31 protein-coding genes, 1 tRNA gene, 1 pseudogene and 1 other annotated feature are annotated in these 22,985 nt (G+C 43.9%); of the genes and pseudogenes, 12 read left to right on the forward strand and 21 right to left on the reverse strand.

What is annotated here, in order from left to right; genetic code table 11:
• From hisE to PseudUWO310_RS00745, 16 genes and pseudogenes are all read right to left on the reverse strand, one after another.
• A pseudogene (gene hisE, locus PseudUWO310_RS00670) lies at positions 1-273 on the reverse strand (phosphoribosyl-ATP diphosphatase); the annotation flags it as partial.
• A gap of 145 nt (positions 274-418) precedes the next feature.
• Positions 419-808: a 50S ribosomal protein L7/L12 gene (gene rplL / locus PseudUWO310_RS00675; RefSeq protein WP_142598185.1), complete on the reverse strand. Its 390-nt coding sequence runs from the start codon at positions 806-808 to the stop codon at positions 419-421.
• Between the two features lie 150 nt (positions 809-958).
• Positions 959-1,486 (reverse strand): 50S ribosomal protein L10, encoded by a 528-nt coding sequence (rplJ, locus tag PseudUWO310_RS00680; RefSeq protein ID WP_142598187.1) that lies wholly within the window; start codon positions 1,484-1,486, stop codon positions 959-961.
• Between the two features lie 74 nt (positions 1,487-1,560).
• Positions 1,561-1,695 (reverse strand) — a sequence feature (ribosomal protein L10 leader region).
• Positions 1,696-1,809: 114 nt separating this feature from the next.
• Complete coding sequence (gene rplA / locus PseudUWO310_RS00685) at positions 1,810-2,523, reverse strand: 50S ribosomal protein L1 (protein WP_009626878.1); 714 nt, start codon at positions 2,521-2,523, stop codon at positions 1,810-1,812.
• Between the two features lie 117 nt (positions 2,524-2,640).
• A complete protein-coding gene (gene rplK / locus PseudUWO310_RS00690; protein WP_009626877.1) occupies positions 2,641-3,066 on the reverse strand; it encodes a 50S ribosomal protein L11 in 426 nt (141 codons plus the stop codon).
• Between the two features lie 44 nt (positions 3,067-3,110).
• Positions 3,111-3,752 (reverse strand): transcription termination/antitermination protein NusG, encoded by a 642-nt coding sequence (nusG, locus tag PseudUWO310_RS00695; protein ID WP_009626876.1) that lies wholly within the window; start codon positions 3,750-3,752, stop codon positions 3,111-3,113.
• Positions 3,752-4,003: a preprotein translocase subunit SecE gene (gene secE, locus PseudUWO310_RS00700; protein ID WP_009626875.1), complete on the reverse strand. Its 252-nt coding sequence runs from the start codon at positions 4,001-4,003 to the stop codon at positions 3,752-3,754. Before secE ends, nusG begins: the two co-directional genes overlap by 1 nt.
• 103 nt (positions 4,004-4,106) lie before the next feature.
• Positions 4,107-4,179 (reverse strand) — tRNA-Trp (locus tag PseudUWO310_RS00705).
• A 100-nt stretch (positions 4,180-4,279) separates the two neighbouring features.
• Positions 4,280-4,642, reverse strand: coding sequence for a 50S ribosomal protein L19 (gene rplS, locus PseudUWO310_RS00710; RefSeq protein WP_040687955.1), 363 nt, complete (start codon positions 4,640-4,642; stop codon positions 4,280-4,282).
• Between the two features lie 237 nt (positions 4,643-4,879).
• Entirely contained in the window at positions 4,880-5,077 is a 198-nt protein-coding gene (locus PseudUWO310_RS00715) for a PIN domain-containing protein (protein WP_223805480.1), read from the reverse strand.
• The gene (locus tag PseudUWO310_RS00720; protein ID WP_142598189.1) at positions 5,074-5,298 is read right to left on the reverse strand and encodes a hypothetical protein; all 225 of its coding nucleotides are present in this window, start codon (positions 5,296-5,298) and stop codon (positions 5,074-5,076) included. The genes PseudUWO310_RS00715 and PseudUWO310_RS00720 overlap by 4 nt, the downstream gene beginning before the upstream one ends.
• A gap of 172 nt (positions 5,299-5,470) precedes the next feature.
• Positions 5,471-6,322: a tRNA (5-methylaminomethyl-2-thiouridine)(34)-methyltransferase MnmD gene (locus PseudUWO310_RS00725; RefSeq protein ID WP_142598191.1), complete on the reverse strand. Its 852-nt coding sequence runs from the start codon at positions 6,320-6,322 to the stop codon at positions 5,471-5,473.
• A 152-nt stretch (positions 6,323-6,474) separates the two neighbouring features.
• Positions 6,475-7,116 (reverse strand): hypothetical protein, encoded by a 642-nt coding sequence (locus PseudUWO310_RS00730; RefSeq protein WP_142598193.1) that lies wholly within the window; start codon positions 7,114-7,116, stop codon positions 6,475-6,477.
• Positions 7,117-7,199: 83 nt separating this feature from the next.
• Positions 7,200-7,628, reverse strand: coding sequence for a hypothetical protein (locus tag PseudUWO310_RS00735; RefSeq protein ID WP_190315857.1), 429 nt, complete (start codon positions 7,626-7,628; stop codon positions 7,200-7,202).
• 305 nt (positions 7,629-7,933) lie between these two features.
• A complete protein-coding gene (locus PseudUWO310_RS00740) occupies positions 7,934-8,218 on the reverse strand; it encodes a type II toxin-antitoxin system YafQ family toxin (RefSeq protein ID WP_142598197.1) in 285 nt (94 codons plus the stop codon).
• Positions 8,215-8,439 carry a hypothetical protein gene (locus tag PseudUWO310_RS00745; protein WP_142598199.1) on the reverse strand — a complete coding sequence of 75 codons (225 nt, stop codon included), beginning with the start codon at positions 8,437-8,439 and terminating at the stop codon, positions 8,215-8,217. The genes PseudUWO310_RS00740 and PseudUWO310_RS00745 overlap by 4 nt, the downstream gene beginning before the upstream one ends.
• A 229-nt stretch (positions 8,440-8,668) precedes the next feature.
• Between PseudUWO310_RS00745 and PseudUWO310_RS00750 the strand changes: the two genes are divergently transcribed.
• Together PseudUWO310_RS00750 and PseudUWO310_RS00755 are read left to right on the forward strand one after the other, a co-directional pair.
• Positions 8,669-9,025, forward strand: a complete 357-nt coding sequence (locus tag PseudUWO310_RS00750; RefSeq protein ID WP_142598201.1) for a DUF2250 domain-containing protein — start codon at positions 8,669-8,671, stop codon at positions 9,023-9,025.
• Complete coding sequence (locus tag PseudUWO310_RS00755; protein ID WP_142598203.1) at positions 8,994-9,527, forward strand: hypothetical protein; 534 nt, start codon at positions 8,994-8,996, stop codon at positions 9,525-9,527. Before PseudUWO310_RS00750 ends, PseudUWO310_RS00755 begins: the two co-directional genes overlap by 32 nt.
• Before the next feature lie 165 nt (positions 9,528-9,692).
• Here PseudUWO310_RS00755 and PseudUWO310_RS00760 read toward each other — a convergent pair whose 3' ends face one another.
• Positions 9,693-10,163 (reverse strand): DUF29 domain-containing protein, encoded by a 471-nt coding sequence (locus PseudUWO310_RS00760; RefSeq protein ID WP_142598205.1) that lies wholly within the window; start codon positions 10,161-10,163, stop codon positions 9,693-9,695.
• A 216-nt stretch (positions 10,164-10,379) separates the two neighbouring features.
• The gene (gene ilvD / locus PseudUWO310_RS00765; RefSeq protein ID WP_142598207.1) at positions 10,380-12,074 is read right to left on the reverse strand and encodes a dihydroxy-acid dehydratase; all 1,695 of its coding nucleotides are present in this window, start codon (positions 12,072-12,074) and stop codon (positions 10,380-10,382) included.
• 122 nt (positions 12,075-12,196) lie between these two features.
• Here ilvD and PseudUWO310_RS00770 point away from each other — a divergent pair, with 122 nt between their 5' ends.
• Complete coding sequence (locus tag PseudUWO310_RS00770) at positions 12,197-12,616, forward strand: hypothetical protein (RefSeq protein WP_142598209.1); 420 nt, start codon at positions 12,197-12,199, stop codon at positions 12,614-12,616.
• 66 nt (positions 12,617-12,682) lie between these two features.
• Here PseudUWO310_RS00770 and PseudUWO310_RS00775 read toward each other — a convergent pair whose 3' ends face one another.
• Positions 12,683-13,150 carry a nucleoside deaminase gene (locus PseudUWO310_RS00775; RefSeq protein WP_190315858.1) on the reverse strand — a complete coding sequence of 156 codons (468 nt, stop codon included), beginning with the start codon at positions 13,148-13,150 and terminating at the stop codon, positions 12,683-12,685.
• Positions 13,151-13,269: 119 nt separating this feature from the next.
• Between PseudUWO310_RS00775 and metG the strand changes: the two genes are divergently transcribed.
• The 9 genes from metG (at position 13,270) to rpsI (ending at position 20,386) form a co-directional block, all read left to right on the forward strand.
• Positions 13,270-14,838 carry a methionine--tRNA ligase gene (gene metG / locus PseudUWO310_RS00780; protein ID WP_142598211.1) on the forward strand — a complete coding sequence of 523 codons (1,569 nt, stop codon included), beginning with the start codon at positions 13,270-13,272 and terminating at the stop codon, positions 14,836-14,838.
• 448 nt (positions 14,839-15,286) lie between these two features.
• On the forward strand, positions 15,287-15,919 hold the full coding sequence (locus tag PseudUWO310_RS00785; RefSeq protein WP_142598306.1) for an NYN domain-containing protein: 633 nt from the start codon (positions 15,287-15,289) through the stop codon (positions 15,917-15,919).
• A 297-nt stretch (positions 15,920-16,216) separates the two neighbouring features.
• On the forward strand, positions 16,217-16,600 hold the full coding sequence (rpsM, locus tag PseudUWO310_RS00790) for a 30S ribosomal protein S13 (protein WP_009628987.1): 384 nt from the start codon (positions 16,217-16,219) through the stop codon (positions 16,598-16,600).
• Positions 16,601-16,620: 20 nt separating this feature from the next.
• Complete coding sequence (rpsK, locus tag PseudUWO310_RS00795; RefSeq protein WP_009628986.1) at positions 16,621-17,016, forward strand: 30S ribosomal protein S11; 396 nt, start codon at positions 16,621-16,623, stop codon at positions 17,014-17,016.
• 130 nt (positions 17,017-17,146) lie between these two features.
• Positions 17,147-18,100 carry a DNA-directed RNA polymerase subunit alpha gene (locus PseudUWO310_RS00800; RefSeq protein WP_055076560.1) on the forward strand — a complete coding sequence of 318 codons (954 nt, stop codon included), beginning with the start codon at positions 17,147-17,149 and terminating at the stop codon, positions 18,098-18,100.
• 26 nt (positions 18,101-18,126) lie between these two features.
• Complete coding sequence (gene rplQ, locus PseudUWO310_RS00805; RefSeq protein WP_009628984.1) at positions 18,127-18,561, forward strand: 50S ribosomal protein L17; 435 nt, start codon at positions 18,127-18,129, stop codon at positions 18,559-18,561.
• A gap of 28 nt (positions 18,562-18,589) precedes the next feature.
• Positions 18,590-19,429: a tRNA pseudouridine(38-40) synthase TruA gene (truA, locus tag PseudUWO310_RS00810; RefSeq protein ID WP_142598213.1), complete on the forward strand. Its 840-nt coding sequence runs from the start codon at positions 18,590-18,592 to the stop codon at positions 19,427-19,429.
• 63 nt (positions 19,430-19,492) lie between these two features.
• Entirely contained in the window at positions 19,493-19,960 is a 468-nt protein-coding gene (rplM, locus tag PseudUWO310_RS00815) for a 50S ribosomal protein L13 (RefSeq protein ID WP_009628982.1), read from the forward strand.
• Positions 19,961-19,972: 12 nt separating this feature from the next.
• The gene (rpsI, locus tag PseudUWO310_RS00820; RefSeq protein WP_009628981.1) at positions 19,973-20,386 is read left to right on the forward strand and encodes a 30S ribosomal protein S9; all 414 of its coding nucleotides are present in this window, start codon (positions 19,973-19,975) and stop codon (positions 20,384-20,386) included.
• 59 nt (positions 20,387-20,445) lie between these two features.
• On the opposite strand, the gene PseudUWO310_RS00825 is transcribed toward rpsI, so the two are convergent.
• Entirely contained in the window at positions 20,446-20,979 is a 534-nt protein-coding gene (locus PseudUWO310_RS00825; RefSeq protein ID WP_142598215.1) for a hypothetical protein, read from the reverse strand.
• Between the two features lie 262 nt (positions 20,980-21,241).
• Entirely contained in the window at positions 21,242-22,936 is a 1,695-nt protein-coding gene (locus tag PseudUWO310_RS00830) for an ABC1 kinase family protein (protein ID WP_142598218.1), read from the reverse strand.
• Positions 22,937-22,985: the final 49 nt, after the last annotated feature.

The raw sequence follows: 22,985 nt of genomic DNA on the forward strand, positions 1-22,985 counted from the left end.
TTAGCGCCGCTGAGCCAGCTTATCGTATACCAATTGCAGATCGACATGGTGGTGGGCGATCGCCACAAGGGTGTGATAAAACAAATCGGCAACTTCCGAAGCGATCGCATCAGGATCGTCATCTTTACAAGCCATAACTACTTCGGCAGACTCTTCGCCAATTTTTTTTAAAATCTTGTTATCGCCACCCGCAAATAATTTGCAGGTATAAGAACTTTCTTGCGGATGCTCGCGGCGATCGACAATCACCGCAAATAATTCTGAGAGGGGATCGTTCATAAAACCCAAATACCTATACAAAATAATTGTGAGATGTCAAGCATCCCCCAACCTTAATAATAAAGGCACGCATAGCGTGCCTTTATTATTATTTTTTATGTTCCACAAAGCAGAACATTAGCAAAGTGAGCCCCAACAATTACTTGATGGAAACCTTACCACCAGCTTCTTCGATTTGCTTCTTAGCAGCTTCAGCATCAGCCTTAGGCAGACCTTCTTTAACGGTCTTAGGTGCAGATTCAACAAGATCCTTAGCATCCTTAAGCCCTAAGCCAGTGATTTCGCGAACGATCTTCAGAACGGCGATCTTCTTGTCAGCGGGAACTTCGTCAAGTACCAAGTCGAAGGAGGTCTTTTCTTCAACTTCTTCAACCGCAGCGCCACCACCAGCAGCAGCAACAACTACGCCACCAACAGGAGCAGCAGCCGAAACGCCGAAGGTTTCTTCGATCGCTTTAACCAATTCAGCAGCTTCAAGAAGGGTCAAAGTCTTTAGTTCTTCAATGATGCTATCGATTTTTGCAGACATAGTTTTTCTCTTTAGTTAATTAGATTGGGTTTTAGGTTTGGTTGCTTTTAGCTTTTGGCTTTTAGCTGTTAGCTGTTAGCTTTTGGCTTTTAGCCTTTAGCTTTTGGAGAGGTTGAGCTAATAGCTAAGCGCTAATAGCCAAGTGACTCCTTAAGCAGCTTCTTTTTCGGAAACAGCTTTGATGGCTCTGCCCAGAGATTGAGGAACCTCTTTGATGCCGATCGCGATCTTGGCAGTAACTGCGTTGATTGCCCCAGCAATTTGCGAGATAAGCACTTCCTTAGAAGGTAGATCGGCGATCGCTTGCAAATCCTTTGCAGTTAGCGCACGACCTTCTAATACACCGCCCCGAAGTTCGGTCTTCTTAGATTCCTTTTGGAAAGCTTGATAAGCCTTAACAGCACCACCAATGTCTTCTTTGACAAATAAACAAGCTGAAGGACCAACAAGAAAGCCTTCTAAGGACTTCCATTGAGGAGTTTCAGAAATAGCCTGTTTGAGCAAAGTATTTTTGGTAGTTCTGCACACCGTACCCGTGGGACGGAGTGAGCGGCGGAGTTTGGTAATTTCAGCTACTGTCAAAGTTGAATAATCGATCACCATAACCATCTGAGTTCCTTCAAACTCTTTGGTCATTTCTCCGACTAAAACTTTTTTTTGGTCTAGGGTCTTACCCATATGGTTCTCACCTCCTTATATTTGGAGTCACTTTAATGGTGTGATGAGCCGTTAAAGTGACTATGTGGATCTTTTAAGCCATTTAAAAAGCCTCGTCTTTTCACAGACCGAGGCTCAAAAAAGCATTCTTTGAAGAATCTTTTTAAAACACCTCGGCAGGAAATTAAGCCATTAGCACCTGCTGTCTATGGATATATTCAGTTAAAGAAATTTCTTTCTAGGCTTATGAACAAATTAAGAGTTGGCTTTAATTACTCTAAGAGATTTTTTCTACAAGGATTCTATGCGGATAGAAATCTCTTAGACAATGACTTTAAAAGGCTTTAGGCTTCTGCCAATTTGAGATCGCGTAGAGCAGCGACATCGACTTCGATCGCTGGCCCCATAGTTGCAGATACATAAAGCGATCTCCAGTATCTACCCTTTGCGCCAGAAGGACGATTGCGATCAATCGTTTCTTGCAAAGCTTTGAGATTAGTTAGCAAGTCTTCGGCGGGAAAAGCTGCCTTGCCAAACAGGATATGGACGATACCTGTACGATCGGCACGGAATTCTAGCTTACCAGCTTTGAACTCATTAATTGCACCACCGAGATCAGTAGTTACCGTACCACCTTTAGGTGAAGGCATCAATCCTCTTGGACCAAGCAATTTACCAAGCTTAGCCACTTGAGGCATCATATCAGGTGTAGCAATCAGCAGGTCAAAATCCATGCGTCCCTTGCTGATTTCATCAATTAGTTCCTCAGAACCAGCGATATCCGCACCTGCGGCAGTAGCCTCAGCGACCTTTTCACCGCGAGCGATAACTGCTACTCGAATTGTCTGTCCAGTTCCCTTAGGTAGGGTTACCGTCGTCCGCAATTGTTGGTCGGCGTACTTCGGATCGATACCCAATCTTACATGAGCTTCGACGGACTCAGGAAACTTAGCAGTTGCAGTGACCTTAACTAGTTCTAGAGCGTCGATAGGTGCGTAAGCCCGATCTTCGACTTTACTTTGCGCTTCTCTTAAGCGCTTTGATACTTTCTTTGCCATGGTTGATCCTTAGGGGTGCGATCGGAAAATTTAATTTCCTCCCCCGACTAAAATTTTTATTTTTGAATGGATGGGCGAGAAGACTGGTAAAACTTAAATAATTAAGCGTTTAAACAATTAAGCGTTAATGGTAACGCCCATGTTCTTAGCAGTGCCTTCAATAATCTTCATTGCCGCATCGATATCATTTGCATTGATATCAGGCATCTTGGTTTCAGCGATCTGACGCAATTGATCTCTAGTAATGGAACCAACTTTCTTACGGTTAGGCTCAGCAGAACCAGAGGAAATGCCAGCGGCTTTTTGAATGAGAACAGATGCTGGAGGAGTCTTCAGAACGAAGGTAAAGCTTCGGTCTTCATATACAGATATTTCTACAGGAATGACCATGCCTGCTTGATCGGCAGTACGGGCGTTATATTCCTTACAAAACATCATGATGTTGACACCATGCTGACCTAAAGCAGGACCAACTGGTGGAGTTGGGCTAGCCTTACCAGCATTAAGTGCTAACTTGATAATTGCTGTAACTTTCTTAGCCATTGATTTTAGCCGTTAAAAAATCTACAAACCTGCGTTTGAGTGAGTTAGTTTTGCTTTTGTACCTGATTGAACTCTAGTTCTACAGGGGTGTCTCTACCAAAGATTGAGAGAAGGGCTTTGAGTTTACTCCGCTCTGGGCTAACTTCCACCACTTCGCCTTCAAAGTCTTTGAAAGGTCCGTTAAGCACTTTAATCTTGTCGCCTTGAGCCATGTTGATTTTGAGAACTGGCTCTTGCTCGACGGTGACACGGAAGATTCTTTCGACTTCTTTCTCGGTCAATGGCCGAGGCTTAACATGTCCGCGACCGCGACCGTAGTGTCTTTTTTGTTCTGTGCCGACGAAGTTAATGACATGGGGGGTGCTTTTGACAGCAAGCCATGCATCATCATCAACTTCTAACTGCCCAATCTCATTTCTGACAGTTTTAATCTGAATCAGAACATACCCAGGAAAAATCTTTTCCTCAGAGGTCAATCGACTACCATCTTTTCTAAGTTTGACGGTCGGCGTTTGCGGAATTTCAATCTGCTTAATCCGATCCTCTACATCAAGGGTTTTGATGCGTTGTTCTAGGCTTGACTTGACCTTTTTTTCACAGCCCGAAGCAATCTGAACGGCGTACCATTGAAACAGTACGTCTCCATTGTCGAAGCTAGATGGGGGGTCGATGTCCTCGGTAAACATTATTGAAACACCTTCAATGCGATCGCCTTAAACAAGGCATCAACCAGATAAACAAAGGTTGCTACTGCAACGATCATCAAAAGAACGGATGCAGATTCACTAATTAACTGCTGGCGAGTCGGCCAAACAATCTTACCGAATTCGGCTTTAGATTCTGCAAAAAGATTAAATATGCCAGAAGAGCCAGATGGTACATCTGATTCATTCTTGGATACTTCTCTTGGTTGCTCTTTCAGTTCGTTTTTCGTCATAGCGGCAACTCTTGCGATTCCTTTGCAATCTTTGTAAATGCGATAGGTTTAAGTACTATCTTGAAAAAACTTGAGTAATTTAAAACTTGTGAAATTGGTGAAGCGCGCCCTGAGGGACTCGAACCCCCGACATCAGGTTTTGGAGACCTGCGTTCTACCAACTGAACTAAGGACGCACGTAATGTAAACAGGATTTTGACGCGCAACTAGCTATATCTAATGTATCGATTGCTATATCAAAATAGTGTTCGATAACTAGTATAACCATAGATGGTTCTATAGTGGGCGATCAAATCTTTGTTTAAGACGAGTTGCTTTACCAACAAGGTCGCGTAAGTAGTAGAGTTTAGCACGACGCACTTTACCACGACGAATCACTTTGATGCTTTCAATTTGAGGAGAATGCAGCAAGAAGGCTCGCTCGACTCCTACTCCTTGAAATACACGACGAACAGTAATGACAGAGTTAATGCCAGAACCACGCCTTGCAATGATCACGCCTTCGTATGGCTGAGTACGTTCTTTGCCGCCCTCTTTGATCCTAACTCCAACCTTGACAGTATCTCCCACATAAATTTTGGGGAGATCCGTTTTGATATATTCCGCTTCAATTGAGCGTATGATTTCAACAGCGTTCATGAGGAATGCCAAAAAAGTCGCGATCATCTATGTTAGAGCATGATCGATCCTATGTCTATATGTTTTGCAAGTTATTTTTGTTTTACTGTGATTGAGTTTGCCTATAGCTGCTTATTCCTTCCTTATAAACAGCTTTAATCGACAAAGTGATGCGTCATTCCAACGAAAATTTCACAATATTTTTAACTAACCCAAGGATTTACAATTGTAACTCCCGATCCTGAAAAGTCTTTTTCATTACGAGTAACGAGGGATTAGGTCTTTTTTGCGTTGAGATGCAGGGAGCTTAGTAATCCCTTTAGTAATTTCACCAATCGTGATCACACTTAGATAAAGCGAATTAGAGTCTTGAGCATCAAGCCAATCCATCACTCTTTGATTAGGTTGCTTGGAAACTAGTTCAGAAACTAAGCAGGTGTCGAGTAGGTAATTCATAAGATAAATCGATCAGGCGATAGACTGCGATCGCGGCTAAGATCTAACTCCCCATTAGCAGCAACTTCAGCAAGTGGTGATTGACGAAAGAAATCAGATAATTTAGCTTCACTGCTGTAATTAGAGGGCTGCTTGGCAAACTGCCAAACCTGCATAAATTTTATGACGTATGCTTCAGGTGCTTGCTCAATTTCGCGAATCAACTGCTCTTTGATGGTCATAATCTGCCCTCTTTTCCTTTTAATTCTAGTTTAGCTTTTCAAAGTTATGATTCTCCCAAGTAATACCAATTCACGAAAGTGTGACAACACTTTTGTGAATTAAACACCAAACCCAGTAAAGTTTTGAAATTTCTAAAATGGCGTTGCCATTTTGGAAATTGGTATTAATTGCTTATTTTTTATTGCGAAGACTGGAGCTAGGAGGAAGGTTACTATTTTTTTGTTCGTTTTGGCGGAGCGCAATAATTTCTGAGGCTGTGCCTTGTAAAGTCCGATCGCGATAGGGGATCGCGGCACGAGTTGTGAGAAATGCGGCTTCGGTGTCGGAGATAGGTGGTAGTGCTGTGGGGGCAAAGGCGGCGATCGTGCTGGGGGATTTGCGTCCGATGGGGGCGATCGCGCCAATTTGTAATCCTGCGGCAAGCATGGCAGCACGAACGGCGGCGGATGAAGAGTAGGTGACGAGATAGCCGTCGGGTTTGAGGCAGTTGGCTAAAAGTTGGATAAATTCGACTGTCCAAAGTTGGGGACAATGGGGCGGTGAGAAGGGATCGAGAAAAATGGCATCAGCCCATTTTGTAGGCACTTGACCGATGGTTTGACGGGCATCACCGATGAGGAGTTGTAAGGTGACATCTTTGGTTTCGACCGATCTCCGTTCGACAGCAATCTTGAGAATTTGCGCGATCGCTGGTTGCCAGATATTTACTAAGCCTGCGGCGATCGCCTGTTGGGGAACTTCGAGATTATTTTCGAGGGCGATGATATGTAGATGGGCAGAGGGTTTTGGTAAGGCGGAGACACTGGCGATCGCGGCTGCCGAGTTATAACCTAAGCCATAGCAAACATCGAGAATGTTGAGTTGCGTTTGAGATTTGGCTTTTTCGGCAATTTTGGCAGGAATGACAAACTTAGCTTCGGCTTCGTTCTTTGCGCCGTGGGAACTATGAAAGGTTTCTTGAAAGGTTTCTGACCAGAAGGTAACAGACCCATCTTCTGTGGGGAAAAGTGAGAGTTTATCCATAGTCTAAAAGCATACCCAATAGGCGATCGCCTTTCTAATCTCTGGTCAAGTAAGGGGCGATAGTAAGTAAAGATAGCCAAATCACCACTTGCGATCTCAAAGATTTCCCTAGAATTTGATAAATTTACATAAAGTCATATAACACCAACGAATCAGGGGTAGCCAATTCCTGTGCAAAGAGAAAGAAATCTGTTGGCTGCAATTAGTTCACGCGCATTGAAATGTTCGTTGATATTAGCTCCCTTCGAGTTTATGAAAGCTGATTTAAGAATTTTTCTATACTTGGACTCAACTATGTTGTACATATAATCGAGATGGAACACAGGGATTTTATAGCCATTCGGGAGTTCACCAGCCTCAAATAATTTATTCACCGCCAAATATTTTGCACGCCCTGATTCTATTAGTATTGCCGAGACAGGAGAATTTTCAACTCGATAAATATAACGGAAAGTAGTCAAGGGAAAACCCTGCCAACCTCTAAGGAGAATAAGTTCTTTATATAACTCAACAATAATGTCATCATCAGGAAAGGGATCGTCCCACACCCCAAAAGTCTCAAAAAAACTAGCAGGCTCTATCCAAAAAGATTTGGACATCATTTGTTGAATAGTCCATGATGCAAGTAAACCTTCTTCCCCCAAGCGGTTTTCAGATTTGCTTGATATACCTCCCCCTCGAAGAATTTCTGAGTCAAAAGTGAGCCAATCAAATGTACTTAGGCACTTACCGCTATCAAGTATTTTTTCCTCTATCCGTTTGCCGAGAAATTTCTCAATCACATGCTTAATCATTTATCTCTATCCTCTAAAAAATAGATAACTATAGATATTCCAAGGAAGTGTTTTAAGATTTTTGTCCTGTACTTAGGATGATTTTATTTACAGTAATACCATGCTCTAGCTAGCACTTTACCGTCTGCTGCTGTTAAATCACATTCTCTGAGAACGTTTAATGGTTCATATAAAGAACCAAAACTTGGATAAGTGTAAGTAGTTGGAATTGTTGAATCGCCTTCTTTTGTTCCTGCTCTGCCCGTGTAAGGGTTAATATTGCCGATAGTTGACCAATTATCATTTCTTGTCTGATTAGGAGCAGTCCGAATATATGGAGACACATAAGTACCATTTTGTCTGTAATAACTACCAACAGACACTTCTCTGGAATTAACAAAATTTATTGTCTTTTGCCCAGCCCAAGCAGTATCAAAACAAAATGTAGATAAAACTAAACTTGCAAATGCTGCGGCAGTAATATTCATGTGGGTTGCACTAAAAACATTATTAATTTTGATTTTACTTATCATAATTACATATTTGACGGTTTATATCGTCATTAGGAAACAATCAATTTTTGTATATAACCCAAGTTGCTACCTATCAAAAACCACCTCCAAACGGGTTGACAACAGCCTAGCTAAGTCCTAAATATTGCCATTGTCATATAAATATCTAGTTTTTTTTGCTTTAAATTATGTTTTGAGCGAATAGGTAGCAACTGGGGTTATATAGTATTTCTAAAATCTCATAAACCAAACATCTGTTTAACATCATTTAAAGCGATCATCATTGATCGTTTATGGCATACAGCTTGGATAGGCGATCTCTAAATTTAATAAACCTCATCATGAGAGCCAATATTTAACAATAAAATCGCATCCAGCTCGGATTCAGCTTTTTGCACAAACTCAAACAAAATGCGATGGTTATAGTCTACAGAACAAGCCCAAATATCTGAGAGATCTCCAACCAGTTTATGAGTTCTCAAACTTGGATGATAAGGATCTTCCGCTAGTTGCCGCAACGTCTTTTCAATTAAAGGGCGTAGTTGTGGACTTTTGCGAATTAGACGTTTAAAAGCTCGCTGAGATTTAGCAGTCCAATCAATATTTCTCAACTATCCAACTCCGCCAAAAAATCATCAACAGAACCAGATTTGAATTTACCTTCTCGATACTCCTGCTGAACCTCTCGAACTTCTCTAATAACTTGCTGACGTTGACGCAACTTCAAACGATTATTCAACACGTCAATTAAAGCAGCTTGATCGTCTAAAGACAAAGCATCTATGGCAGTGAGAGCATCTTGAAATAGGGACGTTTTTAAGGCTTGACTCATAGGATTATTTATGAAAATTTACTCTGTAACCTCAGTTGTCATTATACTTCAGAAAAAAGCGATCGCCTTTACTGCACTTATTCAAATAGTAATTAGCTAAAATCTCATAAACCGAGCATTTGTTTAACATTATTTAAAGCGATCGTCTTTAACTCAAATCCAATAAATCCACCTGTAACAACAACTATATAACCTCTATAATAGGTAGATAGTCTTAGACTGAAAACCTATGCTAAAAGAACTTTTTGGTGGTAAAACACCTGAACAGGTTTTGCTATATCTCGAAAATTATGAAGAAGGCTACGGCAAAGCGATCGCCGATACCTTTGAGATATCCTTGAGTTCAGTACAAAAACAACTGCAAAAATTTGAAGACTCAGGATTATTAGTTAGTCGCTTAGTCGGCAAAACTCGCCTCTATACATGGAACCCGCGATCGCCCTTTGTAGCGACCGTTAGAAATCTACTAGCCCAACGCCTCAAAGTCACCCCACCCGAAGAAATCAAAGCTTACTACCGCCAACGCCGTCGCCCTCGCAAAGCTGATAAACCCCTTGGAAATACACGAAACCTCATCCCTAGCTAAAATTGCTGCGATCGTCTCAGATACGCTTACCAAAGCCAATATCATCGCCGTGCTAACAGGTGGTGGTGTCGTTACAGTGTACTCAGAAAACGAATATCAATCCGACGATCTCGATTTTATTTCTCCCGCTAGTTCTCAAAAGCTAGAAGAGGTAATGTGTCAGATAGGATTTAGCAAAGAAGGTAGATATTTCATCCATCCAAATACAAACTATTATGTTGAGTTCCCTCCATCACCCCTGATGATTGGGGAACAGTACATTGATTACAAAGAATGCACCGTGCAGAAAATTGGTGAATTAGAATTACACATTCTCACCCCGACTTTATGCGTCATGGATCGCCTTGCAGGTTTCTATCACTGGAACGATCGTCAAAGTCTCGATCAAGCAGTCATGGTTGCAAAACGTCATCCGATAGATTTTAAAAGAGTGAAGTTATGGTCAACGAAAGAAAATCAACAGAAAAAATATCAAGACTTTTTAGATAGGCTGCAAGATTAGCGATCGCCCTTACTGCACTTATTCAAATAGCGATTTAGCTAAAATCTAATAAACCAAGCATTTGTTTGACATCATTTAAAGCGATCGCGGTTTTACTTTTGGCAAATAGCGATCGCCTTGTGGTGATTTGAGTAAGCGATCGCATCTTACGTTTTATAAAATATTTTATAGAATCTCCCAAAAATCAACATTTAATATGTCATCAATATCGCGACTAAATTTCCAGTTATTTGGGAAATCAACATTTTTATACCCTTGATTTTTTCTTACCGTACGCAAAGCAAGAGCAAAAGCTTCTTCAAATAATTCATCACTATTTACATAGTTTCTAAGGCTAGGCGACTGACTCAAAATACCGATTATTTCAAATCGAGTACGATCAATAGTGATTTCCCATCCCGCATAGTCATACTCGCTTTCAACATAGCAACGTTTGAGTAAATGTTCCAGAAGTGTCGATAGCCTTCTTCTTAACTCACGCCGATCTCTACCTGCTAAGCCTTCCAACTCCTCTACCAGATTTTCAATATCGAGGTTTTCTAAACTACCACTCTTTAATTGCGCGATCACTGTTTCTAGCCACAGATTTAGATCTTGGTCGTAAAGTGATATTTTTTTTGCAATTGTTTGAGTCATTAGAGATTCTCCTGCGATCGCTCATCTCAAATTATTCTAATCTAGATGTTAACTGTAGAAGATCGCCTTGACTGCAATTATTCACATGGCGATTTAGTTTCAACCTCATAAACCAAGCATTTGTTTAACATCATTTAATGCGATCGCTATTTTACTATCATGCAAAAAATGTAGAGAGAGGCTTGCATTTGCAAGCCTCTCTCTACTTGTAATCAATTAGAACAGGTCTAGATCGGTTACAGCACCTTTACTACTAGTTGCCACTAGTTTGGCATATTTCGCCAAAACGCCCTTGGTGTAGCGAGGGGCAGGCGCTTTCCAATTAGCACGACGGACAGCAAGTTCCTCTTCGCTTACGTTGAGTTGGATCAAGCGCTGATGGGCATCAATTGTGATCGAGTCACCTTCATTTACTAAGGCGATCGTACCACCCACAAAAGCCTCAGGAGCGACATGACCAACTACCATGCCATAGGTTCCGCCCGAAAAACGTCCATCGGTAATCAAGCCGACAGAATCACCCAAACCAGCCCCAATAATGGCACTAGTGGGCGCTAGCATTTCGCGCATTCCCGGACCACCCTTAGGACCTTCATAGCGAATCACCAAAATATCGCCTGCATTGATCTTGTTGTCGAGGATCGCCGCAAGAGAGGCTTCTTCTGATTCAAAGACGCGAGCGGGACCAGTAATGATTGGATTTTTAACGCCAGAGATTTTGGCAACTGCTCCTTCTTCCGCCAGATTGCCTCTCAGAATTGCAAGGTGTCCCTGTTTGTACATAGGACGATCCCAAGGACGAATGACATCTTGATCGGAACGGGGTTCCACAGGAATGTCTTTGAGAACTTCTTCAACGGTTTGACCCGTAATCGTGATGCAGTCGCCATGTAGTAGCCCTTGAGCTAAAAGCATCTTCATAACTTGAGGAATCCCACCTGCCTTATGGAGATCGGTCGCAACATAACGTCCCGATGGTTTGAGGTCACAGAGAACGGGAACGCGCTCGCGAATACGCTCAAAATCATCAAGATTCCATTCCACACCTGCGGAATGAGCGATCGCCAAAAAGTGTAAAACCGCATTCGTCGATCCACCGACAGCCATAACTACGGAAATCGCATTTTCGATCGATTTGCGAGTGATGATGTCACGGGGGCAAAGGTTATTGCGAATCGCATTGACTAAAACCGTGCCCGCCAGTTCAGTGTTAGCCGCTTTCTCAGGTGCAACCGCCGACATGGTGGAGGAATACATCAAACTCATCCCCATAGCTTCAAAAGCCGAAGACATCGTATTAGCCGTATACATGCCACCGCAGGAACCCGCTCCAGGGCAGGCATTACGTTCGACCGAGTTAAGCCTTACTTCGTCAATTCTGCCCGCACTATATTGACCGACAGCTTCAAAGGAGCTGACTACCGTTAAATCTTCCCCATCCAAATGTCCAGGCTCGATCGTGCCCCCATAGACAAATAAGGCGGGAATGTTCATTCTTGCCATAGCGATCATCGCCCCTGGCATATTTTTATCACAGCCACCGATCGCTAAAACGCCATCCATGCTCTGACCTGTACAAGCGGTTTCGATCGAGTCAGCAATGACATCACGGGATACGAGGGAATACTTCATGCCTTCAGTGCCCATGGAGATGCCATCGCTGATCGTGATCGTGCCGAACACTTGAGGCATCCCGTTAGCGGCGCGAATCCCTGCTTCAGCACGAATGGCAAGGGGAGCAATGCCCATGTTACATGGTGTAATGGTACTGTGGGCGCTGGCTACACCGACAATAGGTTTAGTAAAATCCGAATCTTGAAAACCAACAGCGCGTAACATAGCGCGGTTTGGCGATCGCTGAACGCCTTCGGTAATTGCACGACTTCGGCGATTATCGGTGCTATCGGACATAGTTCAAATCTCTGTTATTAGCTTAATCAACTAAAACATTTTAGAATTTTTGGACACGCGAACCATAACTTTGGACTATTGCTCCCAAACCAATGCAACTTCACCCGCTCTTATCTAATCCCATGACTCAGTCTTTGAAACGTTATGCAGTCATCAGTACAATTACCTTAACCCTCGGACTTAGTTTGTATGGCTGTGGCGAAAGTCGAGTTGCTCAATGTAACAAAGTTGTTACTATCGCCAATAAAACCAAAAATCTTGCCGCTCCTAAAGATATGTCAGGGTTGGGGGCTTTAGCCGACAATATCGAACAAATTCGCACAGAAGTACAAAGCGTGAACGTACAAGACTCGAAGCTGAAGGAGCTACAAGGGCAGTTATTAGCAATGTATGGCGATGTTTCCCAGTCCCTAAAAACGCAGGTTAAAGCAACTGAAGCCAAGGACAAGAATGCCTTAGAAAAAGCTAAGGGAGATTTAAGCGCTGCCGTCAGTAAGGAAAGCGATATTGTCGATCGCTTGAATGCTCTATGCACCAAATAAAGCTATCCAGCCCAAAAAGCTGTAGCGCACGCTGCGCGTGCGCTACAGCTTTTTGGGCTTTAATTTCTAATAATTTCTAAGATGTTGAAACCAAGTTTGCAATAATTCCTGACATTCCCGTTCGCGGATTCCTGCGATCGCCTCAAGTCGATGAAAAGAGACAGGACTATCGGGCAAATTTGCTACAGTACGGATTGATCCTGTCTTGGGATCATCCGCACCATAGATTAAAGTGCTAATCCTTGCTTGCAAAATCGCTCCCGCACACATCGGACAGGGTTCTAGAGTCACGTAGAGACTACAGCCCGTGAGATGCCAGTCTTGCAAAACCCTTGTCGCCTCACGGATCGCCACTATCTCAGCATGGGCGGTAGGATCGCGATCGCGTTCTTTGCGATTAACCCCAGTGGCGATCTCCTCACCCCATTTATTAACAATGACAGCCCCCACAGGAATTTCCCCCAAGCTTCCCGCCTCCTGAGCTAAGGCGATCGCCCGATCCATCCAAAATTGATGCATTATTAAATTTTTCATCGCGGGTTCCAGCAGCAAAATTGGAGAATGATTCCCATACATTCGATAATTTTGGGATTTAATGTTACATTTACCGCCATTTTTTTGCAAAATGGTATTAGTCCTGAATTGAGTCTTCTATGCCCCTAGAACCGATCGCTTTAACTACTCCACTTTTCTATGTCAACGATCGCCCCCATATTGGTAGCGCGTACCCCACGATTGCCGCCGATGCTTTGGCGCGGTTCTATCGACTCAAAGGACATCCTGTCATGTTTGTGACTGGCACGGACGAGCATGGACAAAAAATTCAACGCACCGCCGAAAAAAATCATTTATCGCCCCAAGAACATTGCGATCGCACCGTAGCCGAGTTTTATAGCCTTTGGGAAAAATTTAATATTCGCTTCGATCGCTTTACGCGCACAACAGCTCCGAAACATCAAGCGATCGTTAACGAATTTTTTCAACGGGTTTACAATGCAGGAGATATTTACTTAAACCAACAAAAGGGCTGGTACTGTGTCGCCTGTGAAGAATTTAAAGAAGAGCGCGAACTTCCCCCTAGCCATCACTGCCCCATTCATACCAACGTCGTATGCGAATGGCGCGACGAGCCCAACTATTTCTTTCGCCTATCCAAATATCAAGCAGCTCTCGACAAATTCCACGAAGACAACCCCAACTTTATCCAACCCGAAAGCAGGCGCAATGAGGTCTTGGGCTTCATGAAACAGGGACTCGAAGATTTCTCGATCTCCCGCATTAATCTCGATTGGGGCTTTCCGATCCCCACCGATCCCACCCATACAATTTACGTATGGTTTGATGCATTACTTGGATATATCACCGCACTACTCGATCCCGACGACGAACCAACCCTAGAAAATGCCCTTAAGAAGTGGTATCCCTTCAACCTGCATATTATCGGCAAGGACATTTTAAGATTCCATGCAATTTATTGGCCAGCCATGCTCATGTCTGCGGGCTTAGCCCTGCCAAAGCGCGTATTTGGTCATGGTTTGCTGACAAAAGACGGTTTAAAAATGGGTAAAACTTTAGGTAACACCATCGATCCCTACGACCTAGTCGATCGCTTTGGAGCCGATCCCATTCGTTATTACTTTCTCAAGGAAATCGAGTTTGGACGCGATGGCGACTTTAACGAAGAAAGATTCGTCGCCATTGTCAATGCCGATCTCGCCAATAGCCTCGGCAATTTGCTCAATCGCAGCCTAGGAATGGTAAATAAATATTGTCAGCAAACAATTCCTGTCAGCGATCCCCGCGATCGCACTGAGGTATCAGAGTTAACCACCCCCATCATCGAACAAGCCACAAACCTAGGCGATCGGGTTGCGCTTGACTATCAAAATCTCAACTTTCGAGCAGCTAGCGAGAAGATCTTAGAATTAATCTGGAACTGCAACAAACTAATTGATGAAACTACGCCTTGGAAGCTATTCAAAGCAGGAAAACAGCCAGAGGTAAACGAAACCTTATATACCTTGCTTGAAGCAGTTCGGATTGCTGTGTATTTAATATCACCAATCACCCCCAGACTCAGCATGGCAGCATATCAGCAATTGGGCTTAAGTTTTGATGAAACATCTCCACCTGATTGGAGTCACACAAATTGGGGAATACTTCAAGCAAGTAAATCCCCAACCACACCAACGCCAATCTTTCAACGTATTGAAATTATGTAAACGACAATACACTTTAAGTTGGAATTAGTGTAATTTATTAACTTTCCCCCTTATCAAAATCTATGCCTCTGAGTATATTTACTTATGGTGTATAGTTAAAGATAAGTTATAACTACAAACCCCTTGTTTTTATATTCTTATTTATAAAAACTTGTATTAATACCAGTCTCAATATTTTAAATCTATTTCAAAACCATCTGGAATTTACTTTAAAATCCTCCAAAAATTTTAATTCTCAAACAGTCTTGGGATAAAGCAAATTTCTCTATTATAAAAGTTACTTTTAACGTCCGACGCTGGCTCTATATTGGGCTACGTGTGAGTTTATTAAAAAGTTTTAAGAGGTTCTTCTAAATCAGGTAAACACTTAGGACGGTTTTAAGTATCAATGCTAATACCAAAGCTTCATCCCTCAGCACTGGATAACAAACGTTCTATAGGCAAAAACATGTTACCTTTTGAGCAAGATACTGGCTTCAAGCCAGACCAGATTTTAGAAAATCGAGGGCGCGTCGCCATCTTTATCGATGGCTCCAACCTTTTTTACGCAGCTTTACAATTGGGGATCGAGATCGACTATACCAAATTGCTACTGTGTCTCACCGATGGTTCGCGCCTCCTCAGAGCCTTCTTCTATACAGGGGTCGATCGCACCAATGAAAAGCAACAGGGTTTTTTACTATGGATGCGGCGCAACGGCTATCGAGTTATCTCTAAAGAACTCGTTCAACTGCCTGACGGCTCCAAAAAGGCAAACCTTGATGTCGAAATTGCGGTAGACATGATGGCTCTAATCGGTTCCTATGACACAGCCGTATTAGTCAGCGGCGATGGGGATCTCGCCTACGCAGTAGATGCTGCCAGCTATCGGGGTGTCCGCGTTGAAGTTGTGAGTTTGCGATCGATGACCAGCGACCACTTAATTAATGTCGCCGATCGCTATGTTGACCTTGAAGCCATCAAGGAAGACATCATGAAGATCTCGCGATCTCAAGCACCTAGCAGTCCTCCATCGATCGCTAACTACACATACCGTCCAATCTCTGGAGTTGCATCCATAGATATCGACCGCGACATCTAAATTAGTATTGAGATTAGTATTGAATTAGTATTGATTAATATTGCTTTAATATTGGTTTAATAAAACTAATCCTAGAAAATATTGACAGAAGTTGCCATTGTCAATATATTATAGAGTTCGCTGTAAAATATTACGTCTTCGTAATTTGCTTCTGCCAATTGTAGCTAACCCACTGCATAGAACGCACGCTCTCGCGAAGATAGTGTTGTACAGCTCCCCAACCCTACAAGTCCTGTAATAAAGGCTCTTTAGGGCAAATATAACCTTAAAAACTGACAACAAATTGGGAGACTTATAGTGGCTCGCATTGCAGGAGTTGACCTTCCTCGTGACAAGCGCATCGAAATAGGACTAACGTATATATACGGAATCGGTCTAACTAGCGCCAAAAAAATCTTAGCAGCTACCAAAATAAACCCTGATACAAGGGTAAAAGAGCTTACTGATCCTGAAGTAACAACTTTGCGCCAAGAGGTAGAATCCAACTTTCAAGTAGAAGGCGATCTGCGTCGTCTCGAAGGTTTAAGTATCAAACGCCTAGTAGACATCGGTTGCTACCGAGGTCGGAGACACCGTATGGGGCTTCCTGTGCGCGGACAACGTACTCGCACCAATGCTCGTACCCGTCGTGGTGGTCGTCGTACTGTCGCAGGTAAGAAGAAGGCTCCAGGTAAGAAGTAAGTAAGGATTAACACGAAACAATGGCTCGTCAAACAACCCGTAGAACTGGCGCACGCAAGAATAAGCGCAACGTCCCTAATGGAGTCGCTTATATCCAGTCTACTTTTAACAACACTATCGTCACGATCGCTGACACCGTAGGAGATGTCATCTCTTGGTCTTCGGCTGGTGCTAGCGGCTTTAAGGGGGCAAAGAAAGGTACTCCCTTCGCAGCGCAAACCGCTGCTGAATCTGCTGCCAGAAGAGCAATGGAGCAAGGAATGCGTCAAGTTGAAGTAATGGTTACAGGTCCTGGATCAGGACGCGAAACCGCAGTAAGAGCTTTGCAAGCTGCTGGTTTAGAGATTACCCTCATTCGTGACATTACCCCCATTCCTCACAATGGCTGCCGTCCTCCAAAACGCAGACGTGTGTAACCAATTACGAATTAGAAATTACGAATTAGAAACTAAGCTCATAATTCGTAACTCGTAATTCGTAATTTTCCCATTCTCTAATTTCCCCCTTTGATTTTCGTTTACTCTTGCAGACTAAGTCGGTACAAATATGGCACAGTTTCAGGTTGAGTGCGTTGCATCCCACACAGAAAAAGACAATAGCCAGTACAGCCAATTCGTACTGGAACCACTAGATCGGGGGCAAGGCATTACCATTGGAAATGCGCTCAGACGGGTATTGCTCTCCAATCTTGAGGGTGCGGCTGTCACTGCTGTTCGCATTGCTGGTGTCAACCATGAATTTGCGACGATTCCAGGCGTGCGGGAAGACGTTTTGGACTTGATGCTCAACCTGAAGGAACTCGTGTTGAAGTCTTATAGCTCAGCACCGCAGATCATTCGTTTGGTAGAGCGCGGGCCCAAGCTAGTCACAGCTACCAGTTTTCATTCCTTGCCCTCGGATATCGAGATTGTCAATCCTAACCAATACATCGCCACCCTTAGTGAAGGCGCAACCTTGGAAATGGAACTGACCATCGAGCGTGGTAAAGGCTATCGTTCGGTAGACCGTTCTAAGGAAGATCACAGTTCACCCATTGATACGCTCAAGATTGATGCTGTGTTTATGCCTGTACGTAAGGTCAAGTATGAAATTAAGGATGCTCGGATCGGTGATGCGATCAATAAAGAGAGCCTTCTGATTGATATTTGGACAAACGGCAGCATCACGCCTCAAGAAGCGCTCAGTCAAGCGGCTAGCGTGCTAGTGAATCTATTCTCGCCTTTGCAAGAAATCACCCTTGCGCCAACCCTGCCCCAAGAACGTGACGAGCAAGACGAGACTAAGCAAATTCATATCGAAGAATTACAACTGTCAGTTAGAGCTTACAACTGCCTCAAGCGGGCACAGATTAATACTGTTGCTGATTTGTTGGAATATACCCAAGACGATTTACTGGAAATCAAAAACTTTGGTCAAAAGTCGGCTGAGGAAGTTATGGATGCCCTCAAACAGCATCTTGGCTTAACTTTAACTGAATCCAAAGCTTCTAAAGTTCTGTAGGTTTCATATCCATCTAGTACATACCTATGCGTCACCGTTGTAAAACCCCCCAGCTTAACAAAGCTGCCGATCAGCGTAAAGCTCTCCTAAGGGCTTTAACGACTGAATTAATCCTCAGAGGCGAAATCAAAACGACCAGAGCTAAGGCTGATGCCGTTCGTAGCAATGTCGATCATATGATCACCCTTGCTAAAGATGGTTCCTTGCACGCTCGTCGTCAAGCGATCTCCTATCTCTACGACATCTCCGTCAAAGATGGCGAACCCGTAAGCGATCGCCCAATGACCAAAACGAAGCAAGCACAGCTACCTGAAGATGAACGTGTCACTAGCTTAGTGGACTTGCTCTTTAGTCAAGCCAAAGATCGCTATGCAGAACGCAATGGTGGTTATACCCGCATTGTTCGCACTGTTAGCCGTCGCGGTGACAATGCGGAAATGGCAATCTTGCAACTCGTATAAACCTAAAGATGCCTGAAGATGCCTAAAGATGTTATTTGCTGATTCTGTGTCTTCCCATCGTGTTGCTTTAGTTATCCAATATCTAGGTACACAGTTTTATGGGTGGCAACGACAGCCAAACCATCCCAGTGTGCAACAAACGATTGAAGAAGCGATCGCCAAGATCTGCGGTAAAGCAACCGTTTTGCATAGTGCAGGTAGGACTGATACTGGCGTTCATGCTGCGGCTCAAGTAGCTCATTTTGATACGTCAAGTGCAATCCCTGCCCATCGATGGGCTAAGGTACTGAATAGCTACTTGCCCGACGGCATATTAATCTGTGGCTCGGCAGAAGTAGCCCACGACTGGCACGCAAGATTTTCGGCTACATGGCGACGTTATCGTTACACGATTTACACCGCCTCCATTCCGAATCTTTTTGTAAAACAGTTTAGTTGGCACTATTACCACGATCGCCTTGATGAGCGGTTAATCCACCAAGCCCTACAGCCCATGTTAGGCGAACAGGATATGGCAGCTTTTCAAAGAGCAGGATCGAGTCGTCCCCATAGTCGGCTAGAGCTTCAAGAAGCAATATGTTGGCGGGATGGTGATTTTGTCCATGTGGAAGTTCAAGCAAGTGGCTTCTTGTACGGCATGATTCGTTTGTTAGTAGGGCAGTTAGTCGATGTGGGGCGTGCGAGCCTGAGCATCGAAGCCTTTACGAACATATGGCAAGAAAAGCGCCGTATCGAAGTTAAGTATGCCGCTCCCCCACAAGGTCTATGCTTATTGGCGATCGGCTATGCCGATAATCCATTTGCCGAGTTCGCATCGCGCAAGCAAACGTTGGTTTTAACTGATAACCATGTACTCGCATTGGTTTGAAGTCTAAAAAGACGCTTTCCCCATAAAAGTTTTAATAGAAAAATCTCGCTTGTAGAGAAACTAATGACTACAACTACACTTACTCCTAATAAAAGCTACTTACCTAGCGATCCCGATCGCAAATGGTACATTATCGATGCTGAAGGTCAGCGTCTCGGACGGCTTGCTAGCGCGATCGCGGTAATCCTACGTGGCAAAAATAAGCCCATCTATACGCCTCACCTAGATACTGGTGATTTCGTCGTTGTGATCAACGCCGAAAAAATCGCAGTAACTGGTAAAAAATCGACGCAAAAGCTATACAGAAGACATTCTGGTCGTCCAGGCGGGATGAAGGAAGAAACCTTTGACAAGGTAATCGCTCGCGTTCCTGAGCGGGTTCTCGAACATGCCATCAAAGGCATGTTGCCCAAGAACACCCTTGGTCGTCAGCTTTTCACCAAGCTCAAGGTTTACAAGGGTGCTAGCCATCCCCATGAGGCTCAACAGCCCGAAACTTTGGTTATCAACACCATTCCATCGCTGAAGTAGGAGAAATAACAGATGTCAGATACTGAACGTTCTAATCGTGCTGTTTACTGGGGCACTGGTCGTCGTAAAACAGCGATCGCCCGCGTACGCCTCGTCCCAGGTGAAGGCAAAATCGTCATCAATGGTAAACCAGGCGATCTGTATTTGCAGTTCAACCCTAGCTATATCTCTGGCGTAAAGGCTCCTTTGGAAACCTTAGGCTTAGAAAATGAGTACGATGTATTGGTCAATGCTCATGGTGGTGGCGTTACAGGTCAAGCCGATGCCATTCGCTTGGGTGTTGCCCGGGCTCTGTGTGAACTCGCCCCAGAAAATCGTAAGCCCCTCAAGGTTGAAGGCTATATGACTCGCGATCCTCGTTGTAAGGAACGCAAGAAATACGGACTTAAGAAAGCTCGTAAAGCGCCTCAATACTCGAAACGGTAATCGTTTACCTAACAAAAAAAGCCTCGCAATGCGAGGCTTTTTGATTTTTATATTGATTTTTATAGTTTTTCGATACCGCGATTTAAAACTTCATAATAAAGGGGCAAATATCCTGATTTAATCCCCCCTTCTTCTTTGGCTTTGTCTAGATTGCCCCGTAGGGTATGGCTATTGTGAACGCTGTAAATTTCGTAGCGATCGCCTATAAACACATAATCCGCAACATCGGTGAACTCTTCGCCTTTAACCAACTGCCAGCGATCGTCTATATAGATAAAATGATAGTCGGCTAGATCGGGGCTTGAGGATGGGCGCTCGACAGCCGCAGAGATTTCAGCGGTGTAATGGGGATTGGTATTGCTAGGCGGAACAACTTTACTAACGACATTGCGATAGAAACAGCTTTCGTTGTAGCAAAATCTGAGCTTTGCCATTTTAGTTTTGATATTTTCAAAGCGATCGATAATTTGACTGCGAGAAGGTTCGGTTGCTGCCGAGACATTGGGGGCAAAACTATTCGTAAAGGTGATCCCCAGACAAATCAGGCAGACAAAAAATATACTGGCAAGCGATCGCCATTGTTTGCTGGTCATAAAAATTAGAATTATAAAAAGTAATTAATCTCCCTTTAATTCTATCCCTTGAGCATTGGTCGGTAACTGCCCCAAAGCAAACAGGGGGGGCGGCACTTGATGCCGCCACTCATGTTTGCTTTGGGACCTACGATTTAATAAAGTACCAAATATAAAACCAGAATCGGTGGCGCGGCTCCGCCGCGCCACCGATTCTGGTAAATCTGGATTGGTATCTTATTTTCTCGCAAGTCCCTCAGCATATCTCCAACAAAAACTGAGATCAGTTCAGATTTTGGAAAGCGGCAAAGGGTAGCACGGCAGCGATCGCCCTAGGCATTGCCCCCGTTACAGTTTTGACTGCCATATCCCATAGCTTCGCAGGTTCGAGATCTGCGCCGATCATCCGCCAGATGCGCATCAACTCTTCCGTATGTAAGCGATTATCTTCAGTGAGCGCAAGCAAAATACGGCGACGGATATATTCTCCATCCTTAGAAGTTAAGAACTTAAAGCCCATGCTTGCGGTGGGAATGATATCAAACTCACCGTCGGATTTGGCGATCGCAAGTAAGTTCTCTAATCGCGACCATTGAAACTTATCATCTTTAAAGAGAATTTCTAGCAGACGTTGCCGTAAGCTATCAGACTCATCGGTGAGCAAGCGTCTAGCAACGTAGGGATAGGCAACCTGCACGATCCGAAATTCAGGATTGAGGCTGAGGGCGACCCCTTCCTGCGTGATCACCGAGCGAATAATTAGCGCAAACTTGGCAGGCAAGCAGAAGGGATAATCGTACATTACCTTGGAGAAGCGATCGGTAACGACCTTAAAGTTAAAGTCCTTTACCTTTTCCGACATAATATCGCCGAGTACGGATTCAAGAGCATTGACAATTGGCTTCATTTCAATGTCAGGCTGTAAGAAACCAAGTCGGACATAATCTTGCCCTAGCTCGTCATAGTCCTTATTGAGCAAATGTACGACGGAATCGACTAACTGTTCCTTCGTTTCTAGATCCAACTGATCCATCATGCCAAAGTCGATATAGGCCATCTTGCCATCATAGGTAGCAAAGAGGTTGCCAGGATGCGGATCGGCGTGAAAAAATCCAAATTCTAGAAGTTGGCGCAAACCCGACATCACACCTATGCGAACGAGGTTATCAGTATCTAGTCCTGCTGATTTAATCTGTTCGATTTCATTGAGCTTGATGCCATCGATCCATTCCAAGGTCAAAACTTTATGGGTGCTGTACTGACGATAAATGGAAGGAACTTTCACATCGGGATCGTTTTTAAAATAACCTGCAAAGCGTTCAGCATTAGTTGCTTCGTGGGCATAGTCAATTTCTTCAAATAATTTCAAACCGAACTCATCCACGATCGCTTCGAGGCTATTACCCAGATTAAGGGGGAGCAGAGGTCCTAACCAAGAGGCAATACCCCGCATTATATAAAGATCGAGGGTCAGCATGGGAATCAGATCGGGGCGCTGTACCTTCACGGCAACTTCTTCGCCAGAGTACAAAGTCGCCTTATAAACCTGACCTAAACTAGCCGCTGCCACGGGGTCTTCGGAAATATTGCGGTACACCTTATGTACTGGCTTGCCTAACTCATATTCCACGATCGCGAAGGCTCGCTCGTTAGAAAAGGGTGGCAACTGATCCTGCAATTTGGTAAGTTCTTCAAGGAAATCAACACGCACGAGATCGGGACGGGTTGATAAAGCCTGACCAACTTTGATATAGGTGGGACCGAGGGCAGTAATAATGCGTCGTAGCTGCTCGGCGAGTCTCGGTTGGCTCACAGTATTACCAGTCAAGACATCCCAGCCAAAAGCTAGCCCAAAACTGATAGCAAAATAAATGATTTTAAAAATCCGACCAAGTGCTAACCAAGGACGACGACCGTAATAGGCGGCATTGGCTTTGGCATCGTAGCAATTTAGCTGTTCGAGAGGATGCTGACTCACGCTGATAATTACCGTTTTTATATCCGACTAATCTATCAGTATACAAAAC

This window comes from Pseudanabaena sp. UWO310 (assembly GCF_006861605.1).
In the GTDB taxonomy this organism is placed as follows: Bacteria; Cyanobacteriota; Cyanobacteriia; order Pseudanabaenales; family Pseudanabaenaceae; genus Pseudanabaena.

What these genes read in the sequence shown, in the direction of transcription:
- rplL (WP_142598185.1), bottom strand. Translation starts at nt 808, where the DNA reads ATGTCTGCAAAAATCGATAGCATCATTGAAGAACTAAAGACTTTGACC.
- rplJ (WP_142598187.1), bottom strand. Translation starts at nt 1,486, where the DNA reads ATGGGTAAGACCCTAGACCAAAAAAAAGTTTTAGTCGGAGAAATGACC.
- rplA (WP_009626878.1), bottom strand. Translation starts at nt 2,523, where the DNA reads ATGGCAAAGAAAGTATCAAAGCGCTTAAGAGAAGCGCAAAGTAAAGTC.
- rplK (WP_009626877.1), bottom strand. Translation starts at nt 3,066, where the DNA reads ATGGCTAAGAAAGTTACAGCAATTATCAAGTTAGCACTTAATGCTGGT.
- nusG (WP_009626876.1), bottom strand. Translation starts at nt 3,752, where the DNA reads ATGTTTACCGAGGACATCGACCCCCCATCTAGCTTCGACAATGGAGAC.
- secE (WP_009626875.1), bottom strand. Translation starts at nt 4,003, where the DNA reads ATGACGAAAAACGAACTGAAAGAGCAACCAAGAGAAGTATCCAAGAAT.
- rplS (WP_040687955.1), bottom strand. Translation starts at nt 4,642, where the DNA reads ATGAACGCTGTTGAAATCATACGCTCAATTGAAGCGGAATATATCAAA.
- PseudUWO310_RS00715 (WP_223805480.1), bottom strand. Translation starts at nt 5,077, where the DNA reads ATGAATTACCTACTCGACACCTGCTTAGTTTCTGAACTAGTTTCCAAG.
- PseudUWO310_RS00720 (WP_142598189.1), bottom strand. Translation starts at nt 5,298, where the DNA reads ATGACCATCAAAGAGCAGTTGATTCGCGAAATTGAGCAAGCACCTGAA.
- PseudUWO310_RS00725 (WP_142598191.1), bottom strand. Translation starts at nt 6,322, where the DNA reads ATGGATAAACTCTCACTTTTCCCCACAGAAGATGGGTCTGTTACCTTC.
- PseudUWO310_RS00730 (WP_142598193.1), bottom strand. Translation starts at nt 7,116, where the DNA reads ATGATTAAGCATGTGATTGAGAAATTTCTCGGCAAACGGATAGAGGAA.
- PseudUWO310_RS00735 (WP_190315857.1), bottom strand. Translation starts at nt 7,628, where the DNA reads ATGATAAGTAAAATCAAAATTAATAATGTTTTTAGTGCAACCCACATG.
- PseudUWO310_RS00745 (WP_142598199.1), bottom strand. Translation starts at nt 8,439, where the DNA reads ATGAGTCAAGCCTTAAAAACGTCCCTATTTCAAGATGCTCTCACTGCC.
- PseudUWO310_RS00750 (WP_142598201.1), top strand. Translation starts at nt 8,669, where the DNA reads ATGCTAAAAGAACTTTTTGGTGGTAAAACACCTGAACAGGTTTTGCTA.
- PseudUWO310_RS00760 (WP_142598205.1), bottom strand. Translation starts at nt 10,163, where the DNA reads ATGACTCAAACAATTGCAAAAAAAATATCACTTTACGACCAAGATCTA.
- ilvD (WP_142598207.1), bottom strand. Translation starts at nt 12,074, where the DNA reads ATGTCCGATAGCACCGATAATCGCCGAAGTCGTGCAATTACCGAAGGC.
- PseudUWO310_RS00770 (WP_142598209.1), top strand. Translation starts at nt 12,197, where the DNA reads ATGACTCAGTCTTTGAAACGTTATGCAGTCATCAGTACAATTACCTTA.
- PseudUWO310_RS00775 (WP_190315858.1), bottom strand. Translation starts at nt 13,150, where the DNA reads ATGAAAAATTTAATAATGCATCAATTTTGGATGGATCGGGCGATCGCC.
- metG (WP_142598211.1), top strand. Translation starts at nt 13,270, where the DNA reads ATGCCCCTAGAACCGATCGCTTTAACTACTCCACTTTTCTATGTCAAC.
- PseudUWO310_RS00785 (WP_142598306.1), top strand. Translation starts at nt 15,287, where the DNA reads ATGTTACCTTTTGAGCAAGATACTGGCTTCAAGCCAGACCAGATTTTA.
- rpsK (WP_009628986.1), top strand. Translation starts at nt 16,621, where the DNA reads ATGGCTCGTCAAACAACCCGTAGAACTGGCGCACGCAAGAATAAGCGC.
- PseudUWO310_RS00800 (WP_055076560.1), top strand. Translation starts at nt 17,147, where the DNA reads ATGGCACAGTTTCAGGTTGAGTGCGTTGCATCCCACACAGAAAAAGAC.
- rplQ (WP_009628984.1), top strand. Translation starts at nt 18,127, where the DNA reads ATGCGTCACCGTTGTAAAACCCCCCAGCTTAACAAAGCTGCCGATCAG.
- truA (WP_142598213.1), top strand. Translation starts at nt 18,590, where the DNA reads ATGTTATTTGCTGATTCTGTGTCTTCCCATCGTGTTGCTTTAGTTATC.
- rplM (WP_009628982.1), top strand. Translation starts at nt 19,493, where the DNA reads ATGACTACAACTACACTTACTCCTAATAAAAGCTACTTACCTAGCGAT.
- rpsI (WP_009628981.1), top strand. Translation starts at nt 19,973, where the DNA reads ATGTCAGATACTGAACGTTCTAATCGTGCTGTTTACTGGGGCACTGGT.
- PseudUWO310_RS00825 (WP_142598215.1), bottom strand. Translation starts at nt 20,979, where the DNA reads ATGACCAGCAAACAATGGCGATCGCTTGCCAGTATATTTTTTGTCTGC.